17 protein-coding genes and 1 pseudogene are annotated in these 19555 nt (G+C 68.2%); 7 read left to right on the top strand and 11 right to left on the bottom strand.

The genetic code is table 11. From position 1 onward, the window contains the following. Position 1 precedes the first annotated feature (1 nt). A complete protein-coding gene (locus ACFVJ5_RS29750) occupies positions 2-838 on the bottom strand; it encodes an SDR family oxidoreductase (RefSeq protein ID WP_379225156.1) in 837 nt (278 codons plus the stop codon). A gap of 136 nt (positions 839-974) precedes the next feature. Here ACFVJ5_RS29750 and ACFVJ5_RS29745 point away from each other — a divergent pair, with 136 nt between their 5' ends. Then, positions 975-1448, top strand: a complete 474-nt coding sequence (locus ACFVJ5_RS29745) for a MarR family winged helix-turn-helix transcriptional regulator (RefSeq protein ID WP_379225154.1) — start codon at positions 975-977, stop codon at positions 1446-1448. A 65-nt stretch (positions 1449-1513) separates the two neighbouring features. Here the strand turns inward: ACFVJ5_RS29745 and ACFVJ5_RS29740 are convergent, their stop codons facing one another. From ACFVJ5_RS29740 to ACFVJ5_RS29730, 3 genes and pseudogenes are all read right to left on the bottom strand, one after another. Then, positions 1514-3217, bottom strand: coding sequence for an aldehyde dehydrogenase family protein (locus ACFVJ5_RS29740; protein WP_379225152.1), 1704 nt, complete (start codon positions 3215-3217; stop codon positions 1514-1516). After that, positions 3214-3639, bottom strand: coding sequence for a GMC oxidoreductase (locus ACFVJ5_RS29735; RefSeq protein WP_379225635.1), 426 nt, complete (start codon positions 3637-3639; stop codon positions 3214-3216). The genes ACFVJ5_RS29740 and ACFVJ5_RS29735 overlap by 4 nt, the downstream gene beginning before the upstream one ends. A 336-nt stretch (positions 3640-3975) precedes the next feature. After that, positions 3976-4783: pseudogene (locus ACFVJ5_RS29730) on the bottom strand (GMC family oxidoreductase); the annotation flags it as partial. Between the two features lie 165 nt (positions 4784-4948). Between ACFVJ5_RS29730 and ACFVJ5_RS29725 the strand changes: the two are divergent. Further along, positions 4949-6178 (top strand): PucR family transcriptional regulator, encoded by a 1230-nt coding sequence (locus ACFVJ5_RS29725; RefSeq protein ID WP_379225150.1) that lies wholly within the window; start codon positions 4949-4951, stop codon positions 6176-6178. Here the strand turns inward: ACFVJ5_RS29725 and fadD11 are convergent. Genes fadD11 through ACFVJ5_RS29690 form a run of 7 tightly spaced genes read right to left on the bottom strand, consistent with a single transcriptional unit; the run spans position 6165 to position 14643 of the window. Next, the gene (gene fadD11, locus ACFVJ5_RS29720; protein WP_379225148.1) at positions 6165-7964 is read right to left on the bottom strand and encodes a fatty acid--CoA ligase FadD11; all 1800 of its coding nucleotides are present in this window, start codon (positions 7962-7964) and stop codon (positions 6165-6167) included. The genes ACFVJ5_RS29725 and fadD11 overlap by 14 nt on opposite strands. Continuing rightward, positions 7961-8911 carry an alpha/beta hydrolase gene (locus tag ACFVJ5_RS29715; RefSeq protein WP_379225146.1) on the bottom strand — a complete coding sequence of 317 codons (951 nt, stop codon included), beginning with the start codon at positions 8909-8911 and terminating at the stop codon, positions 7961-7963. Before ACFVJ5_RS29715 ends, fadD11 begins: the two co-directional genes overlap by 4 nt. Then, positions 8908-9780: a short-chain dehydrogenase/reductase gene (locus ACFVJ5_RS29710; protein ID WP_379225633.1), complete on the bottom strand. Its 873-nt coding sequence runs from the start codon at positions 9778-9780 to the stop codon at positions 8908-8910. Before ACFVJ5_RS29710 ends, ACFVJ5_RS29715 begins: the two co-directional genes overlap by 4 nt. Then, the gene (locus tag ACFVJ5_RS29705; protein ID WP_379225144.1) at positions 9780-11237 is read right to left on the bottom strand and encodes a flavin-containing monooxygenase; all 1458 of its coding nucleotides are present in this window, start codon (positions 11235-11237) and stop codon (positions 9780-9782) included. The genes ACFVJ5_RS29710 and ACFVJ5_RS29705 overlap by 1 nt, the downstream gene beginning before the upstream one ends. 3 nt (positions 11238-11240) lie before the next feature. Then, entirely contained in the window at positions 11241-12737 is a 1497-nt protein-coding gene (locus ACFVJ5_RS29700) for an aldehyde dehydrogenase family protein (protein ID WP_379225631.1), read from the bottom strand. Beyond that, complete coding sequence (locus ACFVJ5_RS29695; RefSeq protein WP_379225142.1) at positions 12734-13765, bottom strand: PDR/VanB family oxidoreductase; 1032 nt, start codon at positions 13763-13765, stop codon at positions 12734-12736. Before ACFVJ5_RS29695 ends, ACFVJ5_RS29700 begins: the two co-directional genes overlap by 4 nt. Then, a complete protein-coding gene (locus tag ACFVJ5_RS29690; protein ID WP_379225140.1) occupies positions 13762-14643 on the bottom strand; it encodes a metal-dependent hydrolase in 882 nt (293 codons plus the stop codon). The genes ACFVJ5_RS29695 and ACFVJ5_RS29690 overlap by 4 nt, the downstream gene beginning before the upstream one ends. 98 nt (positions 14644-14741) lie before the next feature. On the opposite strand from ACFVJ5_RS29690, the gene ACFVJ5_RS29685 reads away from it, so the two are divergent. From ACFVJ5_RS29685 to ACFVJ5_RS29665, 5 genes are all read left to right on the top strand, one after another. Then, a complete protein-coding gene (locus tag ACFVJ5_RS29685; protein WP_379225138.1) occupies positions 14742-15359 on the top strand; it encodes a TetR/AcrR family transcriptional regulator in 618 nt (205 codons plus the stop codon). Between the two features lie 233 nt (positions 15360-15592). Continuing rightward, positions 15593-17092 (top strand): CoA-acylating methylmalonate-semialdehyde dehydrogenase, encoded by a 1500-nt coding sequence (locus ACFVJ5_RS29680; RefSeq protein WP_379225136.1) that lies wholly within the window; start codon positions 15593-15595, stop codon positions 17090-17092. 7 nt (positions 17093-17099) lie between these two features. Continuing rightward, positions 17100-18239 (top strand): acyl-CoA dehydrogenase family protein, encoded by a 1140-nt coding sequence (locus ACFVJ5_RS29675; RefSeq protein WP_379225134.1) that lies wholly within the window; start codon positions 17100-17102, stop codon positions 18237-18239. Further along, a complete protein-coding gene (locus ACFVJ5_RS29670; protein WP_379225132.1) occupies positions 18236-19306 on the top strand; it encodes an enoyl-CoA hydratase/isomerase family protein in 1071 nt (356 codons plus the stop codon). Before ACFVJ5_RS29675 ends, ACFVJ5_RS29670 begins: the two co-directional genes overlap by 4 nt. Then, the coding region (locus ACFVJ5_RS29665) for an NAD(P)-binding domain-containing protein (protein WP_379225130.1) at positions 19303-19555 on the top strand (253 nt) is incomplete at its 3' end. The genes ACFVJ5_RS29670 and ACFVJ5_RS29665, both read left to right, overlap by 4 nt.

Here is a 19555-nt window from a genome sequence, read left to right as displayed (position 1 = left end):
GCTACTGACCCTGGTGCGCGGCGTCGAGAAGCGGCTGCCCGATGACGCCCATCGCCTGCGACGCGCCACCGAGGACCCACCCGCCGTCGGCCGGAAGCACAACGCCGGAGACGTAGTCGGCCAGCGGGGAAGCCAGGAATCGGCAGACGTTGGCGACATCGCGGGGGGTGCCGTAGCGGCGCAGCGGCACGCTGCCGGTGACCAGGGCCCGATCCTGCTCGGTCGGGGCCAACCGGGCCATGCCCTCGGTCCCGTCGATCGGGCCCGGGATCACACCGTTGACGCGGATGCCGAACGGGCCCCACTCCAACGCCAGGACCTTGGTGAGCATGTCGACGCCCGCCTTGGCGGCACACACGTGCGCCTGGGTGATCGTCGGCAACTCCGACTGCGGTGCCGAGATGTTGATGACGGAGGCGCCGGGCTTGCGCAGGAACTGGTAGCTCGCGCGCAGGACGTTGTAGGTGCCGAGCAGGTCGATGTCGACGACCGACTTGAATCCGTTGGCGGACATGCCGACGGCGGCGGCGGGGAAGTTGCCTGCGGCGCCGGAGATCATCACGTCGAAGTCGCCGAACTGCTCGTGCACCGATTGCAGCACGGCCTCGGTCGCGCTGTAGTCGCGGACATCGGCGCTCCCGCCGATCGCTTCGGCGCCGAGCGCGCGCAGCCGTTCGACGGCCGCGTCGACCTTGTCCGCGGAGCGGCTCAGCACCGCGACACGGGCGCCGGCCCGCGCGAAGTCCTCGGCCACACCGAGATTGATGCCGCTGGTGCCGCCCGCGACGACGACGACCTTGTCGGCAAGGTCGATCTTCTGGATGAATTCTGACTCCATGCCGGGCAGACTATCAGTAGTACGAACTATTATCTGTAGCGATGATCGGTGGTGACTGCTGCCGATGACGGACGTGGGTGCGGCTCCGATTACGATCGACTCTGCTGTCCAGCCCAGAAATCGAGGTTTCCCACCAGTGACCGAACCGTTGATCCCGGACATGGTCGCCGAGCACACCAGCTGCCTGCTGATCAAACTCGGGCAGGTGATGTTCCGCGTGAGCGAGGATCGGCTCGCCTCATTGGGCCTGCGGACCAGGCACTTCATGATCTTGAAGGTGCTGGCAGGCGACCAGGCCAGCTCTCAGCTCGAACTGGGAACCCGGCTGCGCATCGACTCGACCACGATGGTCGCCGCGATCGACCATCTGGAGTCGGCGGGTCTGGCCGCCAGGATTCGCGATCACCGTGACCGTCGCCGTTTTCTCGTCGAGATCACCGAGCAGGGGAGGAGCGCCGTCGAGCAGGCCGACGAGCTCGTCCGCACGCTGAACGACGACCTCTTCGACGGTCTGGATCAGGATCAGCGCGCGAACTTGCATCGAGCGCTGCTGGCGATGAATTCCGGCGAGGCGTTGCCGCAGGCCTACGACGCCGTGCGGCAACGCTGACGTTCCACCGGATCTCGGGGCAGGTCGATCCGGTGGAACAGGTGTTCATCGTTTTCGGTGAACAGCTAGCCGCGCAGCGCGGAGGCGAAGATCGCCGGTAGCTTGGACCACCCCGGCGCCGCCGAGAAATAGGTCAGCAGACGGCCGGTGGTGGCGGCGGTCTTGTTGGTCACGAACCAGGGCGGCTTGGGCGCCACCGTGAATTCGCCGCGCGTGATCGACCTCGGCGCGGGTCGGAACGGCCCACGCACGACAGTGCGCTCGGGGTCTTCGATCAGCAACGCGTTGTGCACCACCCCGATACCGCTTTGCACATCGTCGAGGGTGTGGCCGGGGAACGCACCCCAGCTCGCGCGGGCGGTCAGGTAGCCGACTCCGGTCCAGGCGTTGATCGCGACGGTGCCGTATCGCAGGTCGACGATCGCCGCATCGAGCGCGGCGCCGAGCTGACGCAGCGTTCTCGGGTGGGCGATGATGTTCACCCCCAGAGTGCCGACGAATTGCTCGTTCGAGACCTCGACCGCGGCGCGCAGGAACTCCGAACCGGTGCCGGGCAGTTCGGTGACACCGAAAACAGGAGAGAAGTACTCCTCCCGCAGCGCCGGTTCGTCCTTCGACGGCGAGATACCGAGCACCAGCGTGCGGTCGTTGTTCGGACCGACGCGCTGTGCCCGCGGATATTCCTTGCGCGCGTTGGCCACTCGACTCTCGCTGCCCGGGTAATACGCCGGTCGCTCGGGCGCCCGTTCGAACGCCGCGCGTAGTTCGGTGAGGAACTTCTCTTTCTGCGGCCAGTCCGAGCTCACGATGGCGACCTGGGACGCGACACAGTTGTATCCGTTGTTGTGCAGTCGTTGCGTCGCCAGGTGTTCGGCCTGGAACCTCAGATCCGCCTGCGACCAGTGCCCGGGAATCACGATCGTGGGCGAGACGCCGCCGAGTTCGCTGGTGATGGGTTTCGCCAGCAGCGGTGTGTTCGCTGCTTTCCGTTGCGCGCCTTCGGCTCCCCGGCCGAACACGATGGCGTCGTGGGTGTTGCTGCTGCCGGTCATGTGCACCGAGGTCACGTCGGGATGGTTGACCAGCGCGGTGCCGACATCGGCGCCGCCGGTGAGGATTCGCAAGAACCCGCGATCGATCAGCGGTGCGAAAATGCGCTCGAACACCGGAAGCAGCGGGTCGGTGATGGGGTTGAGCTTCAGTGCCACGACCCGGTTGTCCGCGATCAATTGGTACAGCAGGTCCAGCGGCGGAATGGAGAAGATGTTCCCGGCGCCGAGCACGACGCCGACGCCGCCTGCCATGCGTGGTGCGCGTGCGCCCAAACCGGCTCGCCCCCGGACGGTGTCGGCGTCGACGCCGGGCTTGGTCCACACCTCGGCGGTGAAGCCGTTGAGCAGCAGCCGATCGAAGATCCCGTGCGGGAGCACGTGCACGGCGGACCTGTTGCCCGGCGCCGCGGTGATCTCGAAGCCGTCGACCGGGCTACGGCCGGCGTCGAGCGCGGCGAGGCTTTCGATCAACGCGCCGGTGCCGGTGATCACCGGATAGGGTCCGCTGATCCATTCCTCGCCGACCAGGGGCGAATCCTTCGGCAGTCCCTTGATGCCGATGGCGATGTCGACCCAGTCCTGCGCGTGTTGCTCGGTCAGGTCGTGCACCTGCTGCAGCAGCAGGCGCCGGTCGGTGAGCGGAGTCGCCGCCCATCGCACCGCGCCCTCGGTCAATGCCTCGATCGCGGCGTCGATTGTCGTTGCTGTGCTGGTCATTTCGATCCTCCGGTGGTGGCGACGGCGTCTTCGCGAATGAGGTCGGCGGCTTTCTCCGCGATCATGATGGTCGGCGCGTTCGTGTTGCCGCGCACGACCGTGGGCATCACCGACGCGTCGACGACGCGCAAGCCCTGGAGGCCGAGCACCCGCAGTCGGCTGTCGACGACCGACCCGATGGCACACGTCGATGTCGGGTGATACAGCGTCTGCCCGTACCTGCGTGCGAAGGCGAGCAGGTCCTCGTCCGAATCCGACTCGGGAGCAACGAAGTTCGCGGTGATGTGCTCCGCGAGGGCGGCTCGGCCCGCGATGTCGAGGGCGATGCGCAGACCCGCGACAATGCTGCGCCGGTCCTCGTCGGTGGCGAGGTAGTTGTGCACGATTCTCGGCGCGGTGGTCGGCGCGGCCGAACGGAGCATCAGTTTGCCGACGCTCGTCGGATGGAGCACGCAGGGTCCCATGGCGAATCCGTGCGCGACGGGTGCGCCGAGTCCCTCCTCGTGGAACAGCACCGGTGCCAGGTGGAACTGCACGTCCGGACCTTCCAGACCGTCCCTCGTCTCGAAGAATCCGCCCGCCTCACCGATGTTCGAGGTGAGCGGTCCTCGGCCCTGCTGCTGCAACAACGCGAGGTTCTCCGGCGACAGCGCGGTCATCAGCGACTCGGTGTCGGTGCGGTAGTTGATCAGCGTCATGTAGTGGTCTTGCAGGTTCTCGCCGACCGGAAGGTCGCGCACCACCTCGATCTGGAACAGCGCGAGCTCCTCGGCGGGACCGACGCCCGACAGCAGCAACAGGTGCGCCGATCCGTAGGTGCCGCCGGAGAGGACGACTTCCCGTTCGGCACGGACCGTTTCGATCTCGCCGCCACGGCTGATCTCGACGCCGACCGCCCGGTCGCCCTCGAACCGCACCTTCTGTGCGAGCGCATCGGTGATGACGGTCAGATTCGGCCGCGTCATCGCCGGATGCAGATAGGCGACGGCCGTGCTGCACCGCATGCCGTCACGCTGTGTCACCTGATAGCGACCTACACCCAATTGTGTTGCGCCGTTGAAGTCTTCGTTGCGCGTACCCGGCCTGCTCGGCCGCGTCGACGAACGCGCCGGCGAGGGTGTGCTGTGAGCGACTCTCCGAGACGCGCAGTGGTCCGCCGGCGCCGTGATAGGCGTCCTTGCCTCGTTCGTTGTCCTCGGCTCGCTGGAAATACGGCAGGACATCGTCGTAGGACCAACCATCGGCACCGGCTGCGGCCCAGGCGTCGTAGTCGGCACGGTTGCCCCGGATGTAGATCATCGCGTTCATCGAACTCGATCCGCCCAGCATCCGGCCGCGGGGCAGGTACGCGCGCCGACCGCCCAGCTGTGGTTCGGGTTCGGTATCGAGATCCCAGTCCCACTCGCTCTTGAACAAGGCGCCGAACGCGGCCGGGATATGGATCTCGTCGGCGCTGTCGGCCGGCCCGGCTTCGATGACGGCGACCGATACCGCCGGATCCTCGGAAAGTCTGGCAGCCAACACGGCGCCTGCCGAACCCGCGCCGACGATGACGTAGTCATACATTGCAATGCCTCTCGCTGCGATGTAGTGAGGTGGATCACGTTTCTCGATCGTGGCCGACGGTGGGTGGGCAGCCTATGGGCCGGCGCTGCGGATAACCGTGAGCTCAGTGTGCAAGTGCACAACACTGCTGGTAGGGCCGCTTTTCGCAGCGCCTACAATGGCAGGATGACGACAGTTCCCGAGGTGTCGTCCGACGTATCGGTGGAGCTTGTCGACAGGCTGTTGCTGCGAGCGGACGAGCTGACCGACGTGCTGGTGGCGCAAATCCTGTCCGGCGACCACGCCTACGCCGAGGCGACCAGGTTGACCCACCAGGAGCTGCGCCAGGCCACCTACGACAACCTGGTGACTCTGCTCGGCCAACTCGGGGGTCGCTCCCGGCCGCGGCTGGACGCCGCGCGCGCTGCCGGACGGCTCAAGGCCGAGCAGCAGGTTCCGCTGGCGGCGCTACTGCACGCGTATCGGATGGCGGGCCGGTTGATCTGGGACCGGCTGCTCGGCGAGATGGGCGGCGAGCTCTCGGAATCGTTGGCGCACAAGGGCTCCGAGCTGTGGAGCATCATCGACGACTATTCGAGCGCGGCCGCTGAAGCCTACGGTGAGGTGGCGTTCGAACGCGCGCATCGCGACGCGCAGGTCCGCAGCCTCGCGTTGCGCTCATTGCTGTCGGCCGCCGTCGACGACGGCGCGCCGCTGTGGGAAACCCTGCGCATGCTGAACCTGCCGGAGACCGGGACGTTCCTGGTGGTCAGCGCCGAGATCGTCGAACCGGTCGCGGCCCCGCTGCGCGGCGTCGAGGAACGTCTGCGCTCGATCGGCGTGCACTCGATCTGGACGGTCGAGTTCGACACACATATCGGCTTGATCAGCCTGAAATCGAGCGCGACGCGCGCCGAAGCCGACGCGGTCCTCGCGGGCCTGGCCACCGGCCGGGTCGGGGTGAGCCGCCCGTTCGACGATCCGCGCAGGGCCCACGACGCGCTCCACGAAGCGAAACTGGCATGCCGGTGCGCCCGGCCCGGCGATATCGCGGTCAACAGCTTCGGTGACCAGCCGATCCCGTTGCTGATCGCGCATCTGCCGGAGGTGAGCCGCCAGCTCGCCGCCGGAATCCTCGGCTCGGTCCTCGAGCTGCCCGCCATGGAGCGGGACACGCTGCTGGAGACGCTCGAGGCGTGGTTCGCCGCGGGCGGGGTGGTGGCCGACGCGGCGAAACGGCTGCACTTCCACCGCAACACCGTGCACCAACGGCTACGGCGGATCGAAGCCCTCACCGGCCGCAGCTGCACCGATCCCACCGCGGCCGCCGAGTTCTACTTCGCCTTGCAGACAACCCGACTTGTCCGACCGCGCCAGGCGGGGTCGGACAAGTCGGGTACCGCTATCCGGCGTTGACGACTTCGGCGGGCGGGTTCTCGGCGTAGAGCTCGTCGATCTGCGCGGTGTACTTCTCGGCGATGACCTTGCGCTTGAGCTTCAAGGTGAGCGTGACCTCGTCACCGCCCGCCTCCCAGAACGTGGGCAGGATGCGGAAGCGCTTGACCTGCTCCACCCGCGAGAGCTTGCTGTTGCCCTGCGCTACACCGGCTTCGATCGCGGCCCGCACGGTGGCATCGACGGCCAGCGCGGCGGCGGAGGCGTCGGGGAGCGCGTGCTCGCGCGCGTAGGGCTCGACGGATTCGGCGTCGAGCACGATCAGCGCGGTGTTGTAGGACCGGCCGTCACCGAGCACGGCCATCGCGCCGATCAGCGGCGTGGCCGCCTTGATCGCGTTCTCGATGTTGGTGGGCGACATGTTCTTGCCCGCCGCGTTGATGATCATCTCCTTCTTGCGGTCGACGACGCGAAGATAGCCCTGATCGTCGATGCTGACGATGTCGCCGGTGCGCAGCCAGCCGTCGGCGTCGATCGCCTCGGCGGTCTGCTCGGGCAGCCCGCGGTAGCCCTTCATCACCAGCGGCCCGCGCACGTGCAGTTCACCGTCGTCGGAGAGTCGTGATTCCATGCCGGGCAACAGCTTTCCGACCGCGCCGAGCTTCGCGTCGCGAGGATGGCTGACGCTACAGATGCACGACAGTTCCGACATGCCCCAGATCTCGGCGATCGGGATGCCGAGACCGGCGAAGAAAGCCAGCGTCTGCGGCGGGATCGGAGCCGCACCGGACATGGCCCACCGCACCCGGTCCAGACCGAGGGCCGCGCGCAGCTTGCTCAGCACCAGTTCGTCGGCCCGCGCCCATTCGGCGGCGAGCTCGGCGGGTACCGGTTCCTCGGCCAGCTGATGGGCGCTGCGGGCCGCGGCGACCGACATCGCCCACACCATGCCCTGGCGGCGGGTCTCGTCGGGTTCGGCCGCGACCTTGAATTCGATGGCGGCCTTGAGCTTTTCCCATACCCGCGGCACCGCGCCCCAGATGGTCGGATGCAGGTCGGCGAGGGCGGCGGCGATCAGCTTGGGATCGCTGACGCTGGTCACCTGGGTGCCGAGCACCTCCTGCACGTAGAGCCCGGTCAGGCGGTCGGCGATGTGGGCGGTCGGCATGAACGAGGTGATGGTGTCACCGAATTCGATGCCGAGGATGTCGGCGATGCCGTGCACCTGGAACAGCAGGGCGGCATGGGTGGTCTCGACGCCCTTGGGCGCGCCGGTGGTGCCCGAGGTGTAGATGAGCGTCGCGACGTCCTCGCCACGCACCGCGCGCCAGGCGGCGTCGAAGTCGAAATCGTCACGGCCCGCCGCCAGCAGCTCGGCCACCGACAGGGTTCCCTCGGGCGCCTCGTCGACGCAGACGATGTGGTCGACGTCGACCCCGGAGGAGGCGATCAGCTTGGCGTACTGCGGCTCGCAGATCACCACGCGCGCTCCGGCATTGCCGAGCACGTAGGCGAGCTGTTCGGGGGAGAGGGTGTTGTACACCGAGAACGAGGTGGCGCCCAGATGCTGCGCACCGACTTCCAGGGGGTAGAACTCCACCCGGTTGCTCATCATCAGTGCGACGGTGTCGCCGCGACGCACACCGAGACCGGCCAGGCCGGCGGCCACGGCGCGGACCTGGGTCGCGTACTCGGCCCAGGTGAGGGTCTTGGTGTCGCCGGGGGTGCGCAAGGCGGTCGCGGTGGGGGCGATCGAGGCGGTGTGCTGGAAGGCTGCGGGCAGGGTGTCGAAACGGGAAATACTCACGAGGCAGGCACTTTCTGGGTCATGACCGCGGGGGCGGTAGCGAGATGGGAGGCGACGAAGCGAGCCGCTGCGCGATAGGCCGTCCTGGACTCGGGGATGACGATCGGCAGGGTTTGGAAGGCGTGCATCTGATCCGGCCACACCTGCAGCTCGCAGTGCGCCCCGGTGGCTTGCCAGCGGCGCGCCAGCTCGGTCGCGTCGGCGCCGAAGTACTCGGTGTCGCTGGCGTGGATCAGCGTGGGCGGCAACCGCATTCCGTGAACAGGCCGCAGGTCGAACGGTTCGGTGGTGAAGGCGGCGATCGCCTGCCTGGCGATCTGGGTGGACAGCAAACCGTCGCGGTGCTCGTGCTTCTGGTGGCCGACCGCGATGGCCAGACTCAGGTCGGCCATCGGGGAGAACAACACCAGCGCACCCGGTGCGGGCTGCCCCGCGCGGGCATTCTCGACGGTCAGATGAGCCGCCAGGAAGCCGCCGGCCGAATCCCCGGCGACGACGATCCGGTCGGCGCTGTAGCGCCGGGTCAGCCACGCGAACGCCGCGGCGACATCGGACGGCGCGGCCGGACAGGGGTGCTCAGGGGCGAGCCGGTAGTCCAGGGTGAACACCGGAAGCTTTGTCGCGGTCGACAATCGGGACGCGACGCCGCGATATCCGAGGACCGAGCCCGCGATGAACCCGCCGCCGTGGACATAGAGGACGACCGCGTCGGTGCGGTCGGCGCGCGGCCCACGCACCCACTCGCCGCGGATCCCGTCCTCGTCCACGGGCTCGGTGGTCGTCGCGCGCAACGGCGGCGCGCCCGCCCGCATGGCCTGCTCGATGAGCAGTCGCGACGGCGGCAGCGTGTAGGCGTTCACCGGCGCGAGCGCGGCCAACTGTCCCACGGTGAACGCCGACATCTGCCGCAGCGTGCGAGCCCGCAGCGACCCGCGTTCGGCGCTCATCGACGACGCTCGATCGCCCGGATCAGCTCGTGCACCGTGGTGTCGGCCGCGAGCCGGTGATCGAGGACGACGTTGATCGCTCCGCGCAACAGCGCGTAGGGCTCCCACCCGCTCGGTGCGATGGTGCGTGGTGCGCGGCGGGCGATGCCGTCGGCGATCGTGCGGGCCGCGTATTCGGCGGTGATCCGCACATCGAGCGGCCACGGCAGCATCGCGTCCAGCTCTTTGCCCAGGTCGTCGGTGTCGAGCATGTCGTGGGTCATCGCGGTGTCGACGATGCCGAAGTACGCGACGCCGGCGCTGGCCCCGCTCGCGGCCAGTTCCACGCGCAGCGCCCGCCCCAACTGTTCGACCGCGGCCTTGCTCACCATGTACGGCGAGCCGCCCATCCCTGGTGCGAACGCCGCGCACGAGGACACCACCACGACGTGCCCGCGCGCGGACACGATGTGGTCCAGCGCCGGGTGCACGGTGTTGAACACGCCGGTGAGGTTGATCCCGATCACCCGGTCGAAGTCCGCCGGGTCCATCGTGCGCACGGTGGCGGGCACGGGCGTCACGCCCGCGTTGGCGACCACCACGTCGAGGGTGCCGAACCGGCGCACCACCTCGTCGACCGCCGCCGCCATCTGCGCTCGGTCGGCGACATCGGCGCCGATGCCGTGGGCGTCCAACCCCAACTCGTCGGCGGCCCGGCGGGCCGCGACCGCGTCGATATCGACCACTACGACCCGCGCACCGCGCCGCGACAGGATCGCGGCCAGCTCACGGCCGATGCCCTGGCCCGCGCCGGTGATCAGGACGACCTTGCCCGCCACGTCGTAGGAGCGCGCGAACCAGGCGGTCGGCGCGAGATTGCGGAGACCCATCATGCCGACACCTCGTAGGACTCGATGTCGAATCGTCTGGTGCGGCGGCGGTATTCGAAGCTCCAGTTCGGATACAGCCCGGCATTGCCGCCCTCGGCGGTGGTGTAGTAGCTCTCGCAGCCGCCGGTGAGCCACACGGTCTCGGCGCTGCGCCTGCCCATCTCCTCGACGAAGTCGCGCTGGACCTGAGGCCGCACCTCGATCCGGGTTTCGCCGCGGGCGCGCAGCGTGCTCAGCGCGTCGACGATGTAGGCGATCTGCGACTCGATCATGAACACCGCCGACTGGTTGCCCGCCGCACCGAACGGACCGAGGGTGCAGAAGAAGTTCGGGAACCCGGCCACCGCGGCACCGAGATAGGTCTGGGGCCGCTGCCGGAAGAGCTCGGCGATCGAGCGGCCGTCGTGGCCGACGATGCGATCGAACACGCTCGGCGTCGAGGTGAAGCCGGTGCCGTAGATGATGGTGTCCACGGGAATCTCGGCCCCGGCACGGGTCACGATGGAGCGCGCGCGCACCTCGGCGATGCCGTCGGTGACCACGTCGACGTTGTCCTTGTCGAGGGCGGGGAGATAGGCGTCGGAGAAGATGGCCCGCTTACAGCCGATCATGTAATCCGGTGTCACCTTGGCACGCAGCTTCGGGTCGCGGATCTGGCGGCGCAGCTGGATCCGGCCCAGCATCTCGAAGGGATGACGGAACCGATTGTCGACGAAGCCGACCAGCCCGAATCCCTCGATCAGCGAATACCAGGTACCCCGAACAGCCTTCTGCGCCAACGGGATCTGGCGCAGCAGCCGACGTTCGAGCCCGATCGTCGGGCGGTCCATGCGCGGCACGATCCACGGCGCAGACCGCTGGAACACCGTCAGCGCGGTGACCTTCGGTTGGATCTCCGGCACGAACTGGACCGCGGAGGCGCCGGTGCCGATCACCGCGACGCGCTTGCCGGTCAGGTCGTGGTCGTGGTCCCAGTGCAGGGAATGGAAGGCCGTGCCTTCGAAGGTCTCGAGACCGGGCAGCGACGGGTACTTCGCCTCGGCGAAAATGCCTGCGGCGGAAAGAAAATAGTCCGCGGTGAGCTCGCCGCGCGAGGTCTCGATGCGCCACAGCGACTGCGCGTCGTCCCAGCGCGCGTCCAGGAGTTCGGTGCCGAGCCGCACGTGCCGGATCACGTCGTTGGACTCGGCGACAGTGCGCAGGTAATTGAGGATCTCGGGCTGCTTGCCGTAGGTGCGCGACCATTCCGGGTTGGGCGCGAAGGAGTAGCTGTAGAGCTGGGAGGGGACGTCGCAGGCGCAGCCGGGGTAGGTGTTGGCCTGCCAGGTGCCGCCGAGGTCGTCGGCGCGTTCGAGCACGACGATGTCGTCGAAGCCGGCTTCGCGGAGTTTGATCGTCAGCCCGATCCCGCCGAATCCGGCGCCGAGCACGACGATGTGCGTGTGTTCTGCGGGCATGGGTCAGCCGATCTTTCCGTGCAGCACCGACACCAGGCGATCGACGACGGTGTCGATCCGGGCGCTGCGGGTGAATGTCGTGAGCGCCAGCGGCGAGGAGAACCGTTGCCGCGTAGTCGCTTTGGCGTAGGTGAATTCACGCAGGCCGTCGGGTCCGTGCACCCGGCCGAAGCCGGAGGCGCCGACCCCGCCCAGCGGCAGCGCCGGGATGGTGGCGTGCGCGACGAACGCGTTGATCGAGGTGGCGCCCGCCTCGATCCGGTCGGCGATGGCGTCGCCGTCGCGGCGGGCGAAGACGGTGGCGCCGAGGCCGTACTCGGAGTCGTTGACCCGCTCGATCGCCTCGTCCATGGACGCGACCCGGGTGACGACCAGCGTCGGGCCGAAGGTCTCCTCGGTGACCGCCGCGGCGTCGTGCGGCACATCGACCAGGATGGTCGGCTGCACGAACTGGCCGTCGATGGCGTCGAGTCCGCCCAGCAGTGCCCGGCCGCCGCGCGCGAGGGCGTCCTCGATGTGACGGTGGATCACGGCCAGCTGCTTGGGCATCGTGATCGGACCGATCTTCGCCGTTCCCGGTCCGGCTCGCAGGTCGCGCGCCCGATCGAGCAGTTCGGTGAGGAACGTGTCGTAGACGGCGGTGTGGACGTACACCCGTTCCACCCCGAGGCAGGTCTGCCCGGCGTTGGCCATCCCACCCCACAGCGCGGCGTCGGCGGCGGCGCCGAGGTCGGCGTCGGCGTCGACGACGAGTGCGTCCTTGCCGCCGCACTCCATGAGCACCGGCGTGAGCCGCTGCGCGCAGGCGGCCATCACGCGCTTGCCCGTCTCGGTGGAACCGGTGAACCCGATCTTGCCGACCCGGCTGCGGCACAGCGCCGCCCCGGTCTCACCGCCGCCGGTGATCACTTGCAGCACCGGCTGTTCGGGGACGACGCGGGCGAACGCCTCGGCCAGCCAGACGCCGACTCCCGGGGTGTACTCGCTGGGTTTGAACACCACGGCATTGCCCGCGGCCAGGGCGAACGAGATCGAGCCGAGCGGGGTGATCACCGGGTAGTTCCACGGGCCGATCACCCCGACCACGCCGAAGGGGCGGTACTCGACCCGGCAGGCCTGGTTGACCGTCAACAGGCTGGGTGCGACCGATCGCGGGCCGAGCACGTCTTTCGCGTTGTGCGCGGCCCATTTCAGGTGTTCGAGCGCCATCACGATCTCGAGTGCGGCATCGGAGTGCGGCTTGCCCATCTCCTGGCTCATGACGCGCGCGAGTTCGTCGCGGCCGCGGGTGATCTCGGCGCGCCAGCGATCGAGGCGACGGGCACGTTCGTCGAAACCTACGGTGCGCCACCAGGTCGCGGCACCGTGGGCGCGTTCGACGGCGGCCTCGACGGCGCTCTCGTCGTGGCTGGGATAGGAACCGACCAGGGCGCCGGTCGCGGGGCTGTGGACGTCGAAGCTGAGTGAGGTGGTCACGGGAGGCGTGCCTTTCGCGGTCAGAGGTCCAGCGTGAGTGCGCCACCGGCGGAACGGGACACGCAGGTGAGGAGGTGGTCGGCGCGCTCGCCCGGGGGGAGCAGTCGGTCGCGATGATCGATCGAGCCCGCGAGGACCTTGGTCTTGCAGCTGCCGCAGAACCCCTGTCGGCAGGAGTAGACGACATCGGGTCGCACCCGGCGGATCGCGTCGAGCGCGGTCTCGGTGCTGTCGACGCGTACGGTCTGGCCGCTGCGCGCGAGGGTGATATCGAAGGCCTTGCCGTCGGTCACCGGCCGCGCCGAGAACAGTTCGGTGTGCAGCGAGGCAGTCGGATTCAGCGCGAACAGGCTGCGCTGGGCGGCGTCGAGCACCGGGGGAGGACCGCACACGTAGATCGCGGCGCCGGGGGCGGCGGTGGCGAGCAGTGCGGGCAGGTCGGGTGTGCCGAACTCGTCGTCGGGGCGCAGCTCGGTGCCTGCCGGGAGCTCGGCGAGAAACGGCATGGTGTCGCGCGATCGGCCCAGGTAGACCAGTCGTCCTCGGGAACCGGCCGCACGTGCCATCGGCAGGATCGGGGTGATCCCGATGCCCGCGGCGATGAACAGATACGACGGCGCGGTCTCGACGAAGGTGAAGGCGTTGCGTGGACCGCGGATGCGTACCACGTCACCCGCACGCAGGGTGTGCATCTCCTGAGATCCACCGCCGCCGTTGTCTATGCGGCGCACCGCGATTCGGTAGCGGTGCCGGTCGCGCGGGTCACCACACAGCGAGTACTGGCGCTGGCGGCCCGAGGCGAGGAAGACATCGATGTGGCACCCGGGCCGCCACGACGGCAGGTACCCGCCGTCGGCACCTGCCAGGGTCAGGCTCACCACGCCGTCGGCCTCGGCGTGCACCGCTTCCACCCGGACGTCGAGGTCGAAGCCGTGGTGTCGCACCGGATGTGGTGGCGACAGCGCGGGCTGGGTGAAGACCTTCTTGTAGATGTCGACGGCGGCACCGATGGCCCGCAGACTCGGTGTGGCGACACCCGCGGGAGGGTTCACGCGCGAGCCGCCGGCGAATGCGCCAGGTACCGCAGGGCGTTGTCCATCGAACCCAGCTGGGAAGGATGGAAACTCGGCCGCAGGTAGCGCGGCATCTCGGTGACGAAGGTGGTGAAGCTCGGGATCACCCCGCGCACGGTCGCGCTGACGAACTGCCTGGCCCACGAGCGGCCCTTGTCCTTGCTCGGATCCTGGCGATACAGGTACGCGGTCGAGATGACGAACAGCGGCAGCAGGGTGCCGCTGGCGAGCAGCCCGGTGCGCAGTCGTCGGGCGTAGCCGCCGTCGACGTGCATGTAGGCGTCGAACACCACGCTGCGGTGCTCGACCTCCTCGGCGCCGTGCCAGCGCACCAGGTCGAGCATGGTCGGGTCCATCCCGAGCTCGGCGAGCACGTCCGATTCCAGCAGCCATTCGCCGATGACGGCGGTGAAATGTTCCATCCCGGCGAACAGGCCGAGACGTTCTTTGAGCCATTCCTCCTTGGCGCGCCCGGTGAGTCCCTGGTCGCCCAGGATCCGGTCGACCAGCCAGGCGATCTTGGCGACATAGGACTCGACATCGAGTCCGATCGACTGCAGATGCCGCCGTGCGCCCTCGTGGCTGCTGGCGTGCATCGATTCCTGGCCGATGAACCCGGTGACCTCCTCCCGCAGCCGCTCGTCCTGGATATAGGGCAGGGCCTCGGCCAAGCAGGTGGCCATCGCCCGTTCGCCTTCGGGGAGGACGAGATGCATCACGTTGGTGACGTGTGTCGCGAGTACTTCGCCCGGGATGTAGTGCAGGGGCACCGACGAGAAGTCGAAATGCACATCCCGCGCGTGAATTGCGTGCGCTTGTTCCTGATAGGAGCGCGCCGTTGCACCGTTATCAGCCATATCGAAACCGTACAGTGCAACAAATACTATCGCAATGTTGCAGACGGATCTGATCTGCGGTTGTGATCGGGACCCGCCTCGCCTGATACCGTCGAAGCGTGCTCTCCACCGCCGCGACCTCGGGAAATTCGCCCACCGCCGACTCCATCGAAGAACGAATTCTCGATGCCGCCCTCGTCCAGTTCGAGCGGGTGGGCGTGCGCAAGACGACGATCGAGGACATCGCCAAGGCTGCCGACGTCGACCGCGCCACCGTCTACCGGCGGATCGGTTCGCGCGACGACGTGGTGCGCGCGGCCTTCGAACGGGAGGTGCGCAGGCTGCTGGCCGACCTGAGTGAGATCCCGGCGCGCCACGACACCTTCGACGACATCGTCGTCGACGTGTTCACCACCGTGATCACGCGCTGGCGGGCGCACCCGCTGGTCGAGCGACTGCTCACGCTGGAAGCCGACCGTCTGCTGCCCCAGCTCACCGTCGACGGGGCATCGTTCTTCCTGATCTCGGTCGCGGCGTCCACCGATATCCTCCGCAAGGTGCTCGAGGACAGCCGATTCCCTGACATTCCGGATCTGGGCGCTCGGGTCGAAGTGGCCTGCCGGGTGGTGCACTCGCTGATCCTGCAGCCGGTGGGCACCATCGACACCGGCTCGGAGCAAGCATTGGCGGCGTTCGCACGTACGTATGTGGTCCCGATTCTGGTAGCCGGGTCGTAGACGCGGGCTCCGCATCGGAGGGAGTGCGCGATCGGGTCCTCGTTGACCCGGGCGTTCCCACGTAGCCCGTTTCCTGTTCTGCGCTACTTTGTTGGCGGTCTGTCAACAGTGCCGGTCCGGCATTGACAAACACCGGGCCGGACTGCGAAGGTACCAATTACTTGGACATCCAACTATTGGAAACCCTCCAACTGCGCACACCGCGCGACCGACATCAACGGAGTAGGACTGGCATGGTTCGCGAACTCACGCACTTCATCGGCGGCAAGCACGTCACCGGCACTTCCGGCGCCTTCGGCGACGTCTTCGATCCGAATCTCGGGCAGGTGCAGGCCAGGGTTCCGTTGGCGAATGCCGCGGAGGTGAGCGCGGTGATCGACAACGCAGCCGCGGCTCAGCCGGTGTGGGCGGCGTTCAACCCGCAGAAGCGCGCCAGGGTGCTGATGAAGTTCGTGACCCTGGTCAACGACGAGATGGACAGCCTGGCCGCGCTGCTGTCCTCCGAGCACGGCAAGACCATCGCCGACGCCAAGGGCGACATCCAGCGCGGACTCGAAGTCATCGAGTTCGCCATCGGCATTCCGCACCTGCTCAAGGGTGAGTACAGCGACAGCGCGGGCACCGGCATCGACGTGTACTCGATGCGTCAGCCGCTGGGTGTCGTCGCCGGTATCACGCCGTTCAACTTCCCGGCGATGATCCCGCTGTGGAAGGCCGGTCCGGCGCTGGCCTGCGGTAACGCCTTCGTGCTCAAGCCTTCCGAGCGTGATCCGTCGGTGCCGTTGCGCCTGGCCGAGCTGTTCCTCGAGGCGGGTCTGCCGCCGGGTGTGTTCAACGTGGTCAACGGCGGCAAGGAAGCCGTCGACACGATCTTGGGTGACAAGCGGATCAAGGCGGTCGGTTTCGTCGGTTCGACCCCGATCGCGCAGTACATCTACGAGACCGCGACCGCCAACGGCAAGCGGGCGCAGTGTTTCGGTGGTGCCAAGAACCACGCGGTCGTGATGCCCGATGCCGACCTCGACGATGTCGCCGATCAGCTGATCGGTGCGGCGTACGGGTCCGCGGGTGAGCGTTGTATGGCGCTGTCGGTGGCTGTTCCGGTGGGCCAGGAGACCGCTGATCGGTTGGTCGCGAAGCTGACCGAGCGGGTGCACAAGCTCAATGTCGGGCGCTCCGACGACGCGGGCGCCGACTTCGGGCCGCTGGTCGGGCTCGACGGGGTGAATCGGGTCAACGACTACGTCCGGATCGGTGTCGACGAGGGTGCCGACCTGGTGGTCGACGGCCGCGGCCTGAGCGTGGACGGCGCCGAGAACGGCTTCTTCGTCGGTGCGAGCCTGTTCGACAACGTCACCGCCGACATGCGGATCTACAAGGAAGAGATCTTCGGCCCGGTGCTCACCGTGGTGCGCGCGGGCGACTACGAGGAAGCGCTGAAGCTGGTCGACGAGCACGAATACGGCAACGGCGTCGCGATCTTCACCCGCGACGGTGACACCGCGCGCGATTTCTCCGCTCGCGTGCAGGTCGGCATGGTCGGGGTCAATGTGCCGATTCCGGTGCCGGTCGCCTACTTCACCTTCGGTGGCTGGAAGGGCTCGGGCTTCGGTGATCTCAACCAGCACGGCCCGGATTCGATCCGGTTCTACACCAAGACCAAGACGGTGACCCAGCGTTGGCCTGCCGGGCTCAAGGAGTCCAACGCGTTCGTCATCCCGACGATGGACTGAGGCGGCGATGTTCACCCTCGATGAGGACGAGCGCGCGATCGGCGAGACCGCGCGCCAGTTCGCCGACGAGTTCCTGGCGCCCGACGCGCTGGATTGGGATGAGCGCAAACACTTCCCGGTCGACGTGCTGCACAAGGCCGGCCCGCTCGGGCTCGGCGGCATCTCGGTGCGCGCCGATGTCGGTGGCTCCGAACTGCGCAGGCTCGACGCGGTGCGGATCTTCGAACAGCTCTCGACCGGGTGCCCCTCGGTCGCGGCGTACATCTCGATCCACAACATGGCGACCTGGATGATCGATGCCTACGGCACCGAGCAGCAGCGCCACCGGTGGGTGCCGGGAATGGCCTCGATGGAGCTGCTCGGCAGTTACGCGCTCACCGAGCCGGGCGTCGGCTCCGACGCGGCGGCCTTGAGCACCAAGGCCGTTCGCGACGGCGAGGACTACATCCTCAGCGGCGCCAAGCAGTTCATCTCCGGTGCCGGCGCCAACGATGTGTACGTGATGATGGTGCGAACCGGCGGCGACGGCCCACGCGGCATCTCGGCGCTGATCGTCCCGGCCGACACACCGGGTCTGACGGTGGGACCGAACGAACGGAAGATGGGCTGGAACGCGCAGCCGACCCGGCAGGTGATCCTCGACGGTGCGCGGGTGCCGGTCGCCAACCGCCTCGGCGAGGAGGGCGACGGCTTCTCGATCGCGATGAACGGCCTCAACGGTGGCCGGCTCAATATCGCCGCCTGCTCGATCGGCGGCGCGCAGGCCGCGCTCGACAAGACGCTCCGCTACCTCACCGAACGCCACGCCTTCGGAAAACCCTTGGTGCGCAACGAGGCATTACAGTTCGAGCTGGCCGATATGGCCACCGAACTGGAGGCGGCGCGGACGCTGCTGTGGCGGGCCGCGGCCGCGCTCGACGCGGACGCGCCGGACAAGGTGTCGCTGTGCGCGATGGCGAAGCGATTCGCCACCGACACCGGGTTCGACGTGGCCAACAAGGCACTGCAATTGCACGGCGGCTACGGCTACCTGCACGAATACGGCCTGGAGAAGATCGTGCGCGACCTGCGCGTGCACCAGATCCTCGAGGGCACCAACGAAATCATGCGGGTGGTTGTCGCCCGCTCGCTGATCGGAGCAGCATGACCGACGAACCCGAGGTGCTGATCGCCGTCCGTGACGGTCTCGGCCTGATCACCCTGAACCGGCCCAAGGCCATCAACGCGCTGAATCACGCGATGACACTGGCCATCACCGACGCGCTGCGCTCCTGGGCCGACGACGACGCGGTGCGCGCCGTCGTGGTCACCGGCGCGGGCGAGCGCGGGCTCTGTGCGGGCGGCGACATCGTCGCCATCCACGCCGACGCGAAAGGCGGCACGGCGGGCGCCGATTCGCCGACCGGGCGGTTCTGGCGCGACGAGTACCACCTCAACGCGCTGATCGGCAGCTACCCCAAGCCGTATGTGGTGATCATGGACGGCATCGTGATGGGCGGCGGGGTCGGCCTGGCCGGACACGGCAGCCACCGCATCGTCACCGAACGGTCCAAGATCGGGATGCCCGAGGTCGGCATCGGTTTCGTTCCCGACGTCGGCGGCACCTACCTGCTCTCGCGGGCGCCGGGCGAGCTCGGCACCCACGTGGCGCTGACCACCGCGCGAATGACCGCGGGCGATGCGATCGCGGCCGGATTCGCCGACTACTACGTGCCCTCCGACGCGCTACCCGAGCTGCTCGACGCGCTGGGCACCGTGGGCGTGGACGCGGCGATCGCGAAGTTCGCCGAGTCCACGCCGGCCTCGGATCTGCTCGCGCAGCAGCGCTGGATCGACGCGTGCTACGGCGCCGACACTGTCGAGGAGATCGCGGCGCGGCTGCAGGGCGACGAAGCGCCAGAGGCCGTCGAGGCAGCTGCTGCTCTGCTCGCGAAATCCCCTGTGGCGCTGAAGGTCACGCTGCGGGCCTTGCGTGCCGCGCAGGACCTGCCGAACCTCGAGGCGGTGCTGGACCAGGAATACCGGGTCTCGGTCGCCTCGCTCGGCTCCTACGACCTGGTCGAGGGCATCCGCGCCCAGGTGATCGACAAGGACCGCAATCCCCAGTGGCGGCCCGCGACGCTCGCCGAGGTGACCGACGAACAGGTGGCGGCGTACTTCGCCGATCTGGGTGCGGCGGAACTGGGTTCGACGACAGCGGAGGCACAGCGATGACCAAGACGATCGGTTTCCTCGGGCTCGGCCACATGGGCGGCCCGATGGCGGCGAATCTGGTGCGGGCGGGCTATGACGTGCTCGCCTACGACCCGGTCCCCGCCGCGCAGGAGCGGGCGCGCGCCGACGGCGCGACGGTGGTGGCCACCGCCGTCGAGGCCGCCGTCGACCGTGACGTGGTGATCACCATGCTGCCCAACGGCAAACTCGTCCTCGACGTCTACGCCGAGCTGCTGCCCGCCGCCGCGC

This window comes from Nocardia sp. NPDC127606 (assembly GCF_042671725.1).
In the GTDB taxonomy this organism is placed as follows: domain Bacteria; phylum Actinomycetota; class Actinomycetes; order Mycobacteriales; family Mycobacteriaceae; genus Nocardia.
This window is presented reverse-complemented; position numbering and strand designations above follow the sequence as displayed.

Coding starts and splice junctions, on each gene's coding strand:
- ACFVJ5_RS29750 (WP_379225156.1), bottom strand. CDS start 838: ATGGAGTCAGAATTCATCCAGAAGATCGACCTTGCCGACAAGGTCGTC.
- ACFVJ5_RS29740 (WP_379225152.1), bottom strand. CDS start 3,217: ATGACCAGCACAGCAACGACAATCGACGCCGCGATCGAGGCATTGACC.
- ACFVJ5_RS29735 (WP_379225635.1), bottom strand. CDS start 3,639: ATGCTCCGTTCGGCCGCGCCGACCACCGCGCCGAGAATCGTGCACAAC.
- ACFVJ5_RS29725 (WP_379225150.1), top strand. CDS start 4,949: ATGACGACAGTTCCCGAGGTGTCGTCCGACGTATCGGTGGAGCTTGTC.
- ACFVJ5_RS29715 (WP_379225146.1), bottom strand. CDS start 8,911: ATGAGCGCCGAACGCGGGTCGCTGCGGGCTCGCACGCTGCGGCAGATG.
- ACFVJ5_RS29710 (WP_379225633.1), bottom strand. CDS start 9,780: ATGGGTCTCCGCAATCTCGCGCCGACCGCCTGGTTCGCGCGCTCCTAC.
- ACFVJ5_RS29705 (WP_379225144.1), bottom strand. CDS start 11,237: ATGCCCGCAGAACACACGCACATCGTCGTGCTCGGCGCCGGATTCGGC.
- ACFVJ5_RS29690 (WP_379225140.1), bottom strand. CDS start 14,643: ATGGCTGATAACGGTGCAACGGCGCGCTCCTATCAGGAACAAGCGCAC.
- ACFVJ5_RS29680 (WP_379225136.1), top strand. CDS start 15,593: ATGGTTCGCGAACTCACGCACTTCATCGGCGGCAAGCACGTCACCGGC.
- ACFVJ5_RS29675 (WP_379225134.1), top strand. CDS start 17,100: ATGTTCACCCTCGATGAGGACGAGCGCGCGATCGGCGAGACCGCGCGC.
- ACFVJ5_RS29670 (WP_379225132.1), top strand. CDS start 18,236: ATGACCGACGAACCCGAGGTGCTGATCGCCGTCCGTGACGGTCTCGGC.